Origin of the sequence: Caballeronia grimmiae (genome assembly GCF_000698555.1) — a bacterium.
GTDB lineage: Bacteria > Pseudomonadota > Gammaproteobacteria > Burkholderiales > Burkholderiaceae > Caballeronia > Caballeronia grimmiae.
In genome coordinates, this window is record NZ_JFHE01000088.1 from 1 (window position 1) to 4,671 (window position 4,671).

A 4,671-nucleotide genomic window follows, 5' to 3' on the forward strand; every position below is an offset into this window, starting at 1 on the left:
TGATATTGACCACGGCACATCGGCAGAATCAACTGGGCGACGCGCTCAAACGGTTCGTCAATCCGTACAGGCTGTTGATCATTGATGACATCGGATACCTGCCGATGAGCCGTGAGCAAGCCAACCTGTTCTTCCAGATCATCGCCAAACGGTATGAGCGCGGCAGTCTGATCGTGACTAGCAATCTTCCGTTCGGGCAATGGGACCAGACGTTCGCCGATGACGCAACGCTAACTGCCGCCATGCTCGACCGGCTATTGCATCACGCTCACGTCGTCGCGATCCAGGGCGAGAGCTATCGACTACGCGACAAGCGGAGAGCCGGATTGGTTACGAAGCGATCGACCACAACAAAGGAGAGCGCTGCCAACGGAATGCGGTCGGCACCGCAATAACACTACAACCCGGTGTATCAAATCTGAAGTGCCGATGCCGGTAGAACCTGTATCAATTCCAGAGTGCCGTTGACAACCTTCTCTGGCTTAACGGCACCGACATCCGTGCACAGCCGTTGCGACAGCGTCGGGCATTGCTTCAGAAGTTCATGCAAAGCGTTGACAGTTCGCTCCTGCGTTACTCGGACGACTTCGCCGAGGATCCAGCCACACTTGTGGCCTCTGCCTGCAAGATGCAGCTCGAAGGCATCATCGGCAAGCGGGCGGACGCACCATACCGGTCCGGACGCTCAAACGACTGGATCAAACTCAAATGCAACCTCAGGCAGGAGTTCGTGGTCGGCGGTTTTTCCCGGGTGAAGGGCGCGAAATCGGGCGTGCGCGCCTTGTTGCTGGGCGTCTACGAGCAAGACGGCACCCTCCGATATGCCGGCCACGTTGCGCCTCACCTCACGCCCGCGCGAAGTGCTGCCTTTAGCAAGCGCGTTCAGGGTTTGCAGCAGGCCCAGCCGGCCTTTTATAACGCGCCGGAACCCGAGCGCGATCGCGAGTTTTACTGGCTCAAGCCTGACATCGTGGCGGAGGTCGCCTTCCTCGAATGGACGCCCAACGGCGAAGTCCGCCATCCGGTCTTTCATGCGCTGCGCGAAGACGAGCCGGCCCGTGCGGTGACGGAAGAAAAGATCATGGCCAATCCGTGGGTCGGTGGCCCTGAGCAAATTGGCTCGACGCGTGAACGGCCCGGTCCACGCGGAACGGTCATCGTCGGCGACATCAAGATCAGCAATCCGCAACGCGTGATGGATCAAGCCTCGGGCCGCACCAAGCTCGACATCGTGCGTTACTACGACGCCATCGCGGAGTGGGCGCTGCCCTATCTGCATGCCCGACCGCTTGCGCTCGTGCGCGCGCCGGACGGCATCGCCGGAGAGCTGTTCTTTCAAAAGCATTCCGAACGCGCGCGCATCCCCGGCGTTGAAGAGTTGCCTGCGAGCGTGTATCCAGGACACAAGCCGCTGCTGGTCGCCAACACCGCCGACGCGCTGGTCGGACTCGCTCGGATGAGCGTCGTCGAAATCCACTCGTGGAACGGGGCGGCGCCTGATCTCGAGCATCCGGATCGCGTCATCTTTGACCTCGATCCCGACCCAGCCTTGCCGTGGTCGGCCATTTGGACGCCGCAGCGCTCGTCAAGGTGGTGCTGGATGAACTGGGATTCCGCTCGTTCGCGAGAACCAGCGGCGGCAAGGGCTTTCACATCGTTGTGCCGCTCAACCGCCGACAGGGGTGGGATGAGTTCGAGCTGTTCTCCCGGGCGGTCGCCCAACACATGACACGCGTGTTGCCACAGCGCTTTTCTGCGGTCCTCGGTCCGGAGAACCGAGTGGGGAAGATCTTCATCGACTATTTGCGCAATGGTCGAAGTGCCAGCACGGTAGCCGCATTTTCAGTGCGGGCTCGCCCCGGCATGGCGGTGTCGATGCCAATCTCATGGGAGGAGTTGAATGACGTGACGGGCGGCGACCAATGGACGATGGCGCAAGCCATCCACCGACAACGGACGCTCACCACCGATCCATGGGAAGGCTACTGGCGCACGCGACAAGGAATCACCGCCGCGATGCGCCGGGCGGTCGGTATGAAGCGCTAAAGAAGTCGCACTCTCGCGCTGGCGAATCGAACGCTAGCCGCGCGCCTCGGTGCCGTTCAGCTCCCCATGCTTGTGCGAATGGGTCGCCCCGTATTTCAGTTCAAAGTGGGCGCCCTTGCCGCTGCGCGTCGGCGGGAAGTGCTCACCCTCGACACACGTCACTTCGAAGGTGTCTTTGCCATCGTCACGAACGACGGAATAGATGCCGGACACCTTGACGATTTCACCGGGCTTATACGAGTTGTCACCTGCCATCGTCTCATCTCCTGAGAAAAGAACAACGACAGGCGAGCAAGTAGCGTTCCGAGCCTTCCGCGAGTCGCGGCCAAGCACCACCGCTGTTCGCCCGCTGCTCCACTACGCCGCAAGCCGATGCTCGTAGTACGGCCGGTCTCGATCTTCCAAAATGGCATCGAGTGCGGCAAGGTCGGAGGCCTGCGGATTCAACCAGGCGTCAACGTGCTCTCGCTTGATCGGCACGATGCAGCGATCGTGGCCCGCGGCTTCCACCTCGGCGGGCGGCTCGTCCGTGATCGCCGCGAAAGACAACAGATCCGGCTGATCTGGCGCGGTCCACTTCGACCACAGGCACGCGACCATCAGCAGCTGCCCGTTGTTGGGACGAAACTCGAGGACGACGTTCTCGCCCGGCGCCTGCGGTCCGTCATGCGTTTCGAACAAAGTGTTCTCGCACTTCGCGCGCGTGACGTTCTCGTAGAAGACATCGACGAGCAGCAGGCCGTGGGTATACCCAAAGCAGGGCTTCCAAAACTTGTCCAGGCTGTCGCGCCGCGCGTTGTAGGTGCCGATGTCGTAGTTTGCAGGTTCGCCTGCAATGCGGCATTGATAGCGCATTGGCTTGACGACATACTGCCCGTCTTCGATTACCAGGAACGGCGCGTAGTAGCCAGGAAAGATGCGCGAATCACGGGGCTCCGACTCGCATCGACCGAGATCGGTGAGGCACCGTAGCGCGGCGTCGATCTTATCCGTGGCAATGCGCTTGCTCTCGGTTGCCGCCTTGGTCACCTTCGCTTGCAGCGACCGCTCTGCATCCGCAGCCGCGTGCGTTGCTTGAAGAGTTCCTGTTCAAGCCGGGTCGCCTGCTGCGCGTTAAATCGGTCGATGAACGTCTTGATCTGACGCTCATCGTCTGTGGCAGGCTCGCGAAAGGCGTCTTCCATCGCCTTCGGGATCTTGGCCTTGCTGCCCTCAGCGCGTTCCCAGAAGAGTCGCGTGAACTCGCGAATATCCATCTGCGCGCCGAACATCTTCACGTACCGACGGTAGTCGGCCTGAATCTGCGCTGAATAATACATGCCTGTCCCCCCGTTCGTGCTTTCGTGCGTTCGTGGTTGCGGCGCTCCGTTGCCGATCGCATCAATGCCGATCTTTCAGAGCGCCTCTTTGCACAGCGCCATCATCCTCTGGACGACCGTGCACGCATAGTTCAGTTGCATGTCGCCAGTGAATAGCGCCTGCACGTTTGACTGGCGCACCGCGATCCCGGCGCCCTTGAGGTCTCGATTCGCGATTTTGAGCGCCAGTTGCCCGAGTCGCACACGCTCGAGCCAGTCCATCCAGAGGTGGTTACGACGAAGCCAGATGCGGCAACTTTCCACCACATGATCGACTCGCCACTCGTGGGTCAGCGAGTACGATGCCGCGACGGTCGCGACCAGGAAGCAAAGCAGTTCTGCACGCGCTTGCGACACCTCGTCGATATCTGATTCAGCCATACGGCGGTTGTTCCTTCGGGTTGTTTCCTCTCGTCCTTCGTTTCTCGATGTTGAGCGAGGCGCTTTTTACGCCTCGTCCATTGCAGGTGCGGACGCAAGCGCGAGAATCAACGCCGCTTCCTGCGCTGCTGCGCGACTCGAACCGCGCTGGCCGAAGGTCTTACCGATCCACCGTTTGGACGGGCAATGGGCTTGAGCATACTCATCATTTCGCCGACGCTGTGAAAAAAGGGCGCAATTCCACGTTGCAGATTTCGATGTAGAGAATGCGCGCAATACGGTGAAGTCGGTGCGCGTGTAGCTGCGCGGCGGCGGCAGGGTCAGCTGTTGCGGTTGATTGGCCATCGCGATGCTCTTCTTGGTTCCTTAATGGGAGCCTCTGGCTCCCGACAGGCGGCTCGTTCAGCGATGCTTTTCAGGGGGCGACGGTGAGCTCATTCGGGCGATGCGTCCCGCCCGCTCGCGAACAACCGTTGATCCCATACGACTGGCTGCGGCGCCGACACCACCAGGCGCGCGGCATCCGGATGCGCCGGATTGACCACGGCATTGCATTCCGCCCTTGCCACCACCGACGGCACGATCAGGATGGCCGAGCGCGCCTCCTCGATCCACCGGTCGCCGAAGCGCCGCGCAACCTGCGCATCGGGCGCATCCCAGCCGGCCGGCAGATCGTCGGCCCCTACCCGCTCGATGCTCGCGTCGTCGGGCGCTTCCGCTTCCACCCATACATGATGCTTGGGCACTTTACCGATGCGCGCGTGCACCAGCACCTCGAGCATAGCCCCGGCGAAATTCAGCGCCCCATAAATCACTGGCCGGCCCGGACTGTTGAAACGTCCCCCAACCAGCATCGCGCCGGTGCCGCTCCACACCGGATGACGCC

The 4,671-nt window shown here is 61.4% G+C and carries 5 protein-coding genes and 2 pseudogenes; 2 read left to right on the top strand and 5 right to left on the bottom strand.

Features of this window, described 5'->3' with window-relative positions; genetic code table 11:
- Positions 1 to 395: ATP-binding protein (locus tag BG57_RS30440; RefSeq protein ID WP_035970937.1), on the top strand; the 395-nt coding region annotated here is incomplete at its 5' end.
- 134 nt (positions 396 to 529) lie between these two features.
- Positions 530 to 2,046: pseudogene (ligD, locus tag BG57_RS30445) on the top strand (DNA ligase D).
- A gap of 33 nt (positions 2,047 to 2,079) precedes the next feature.
- Here the strand turns inward: ligD and BG57_RS30450 are convergent.
- The 5 genes and pseudogenes from BG57_RS30450 to BG57_RS30465 form a co-directional block, all read right to left on the bottom strand.
- Positions 2,080 to 2,301 carry a hypothetical protein gene (locus tag BG57_RS30450; RefSeq protein ID WP_035970938.1) on the bottom strand — a complete coding sequence of 74 codons (222 nt, stop codon included), beginning with the start codon at positions 2,299 to 2,301 and terminating at the stop codon, positions 2,080 to 2,082.
- A 102-nt stretch (positions 2,302 to 2,403) separates the two neighbouring features.
- Positions 2,404 to 3,365: pseudogene (locus BG57_RS30455) on the bottom strand (SOS response-associated peptidase family protein).
- Positions 3,366 to 3,440: 75 nt separating this feature from the next.
- Entirely contained in the window at positions 3,441 to 3,785 is a 345-nt protein-coding gene (locus BG57_RS30460; protein ID WP_035970939.1) for a hypothetical protein, read from the bottom strand.
- Between the two features lie 66 nt (positions 3,786 to 3,851).
- Positions 3,852 to 4,130, bottom strand: coding sequence for a hypothetical protein (locus tag BG57_RS32365; protein WP_081851044.1), 279 nt, complete (start codon positions 4,128 to 4,130; stop codon positions 3,852 to 3,854).
- Positions 4,131 to 4,219: 89 nt separating this feature from the next.
- On the bottom strand, positions 4,220 to 4,671 hold a 452-nt coding region (locus tag BG57_RS30465), incomplete at its 5' end, for an RES family NAD+ phosphorylase (protein WP_035970941.1).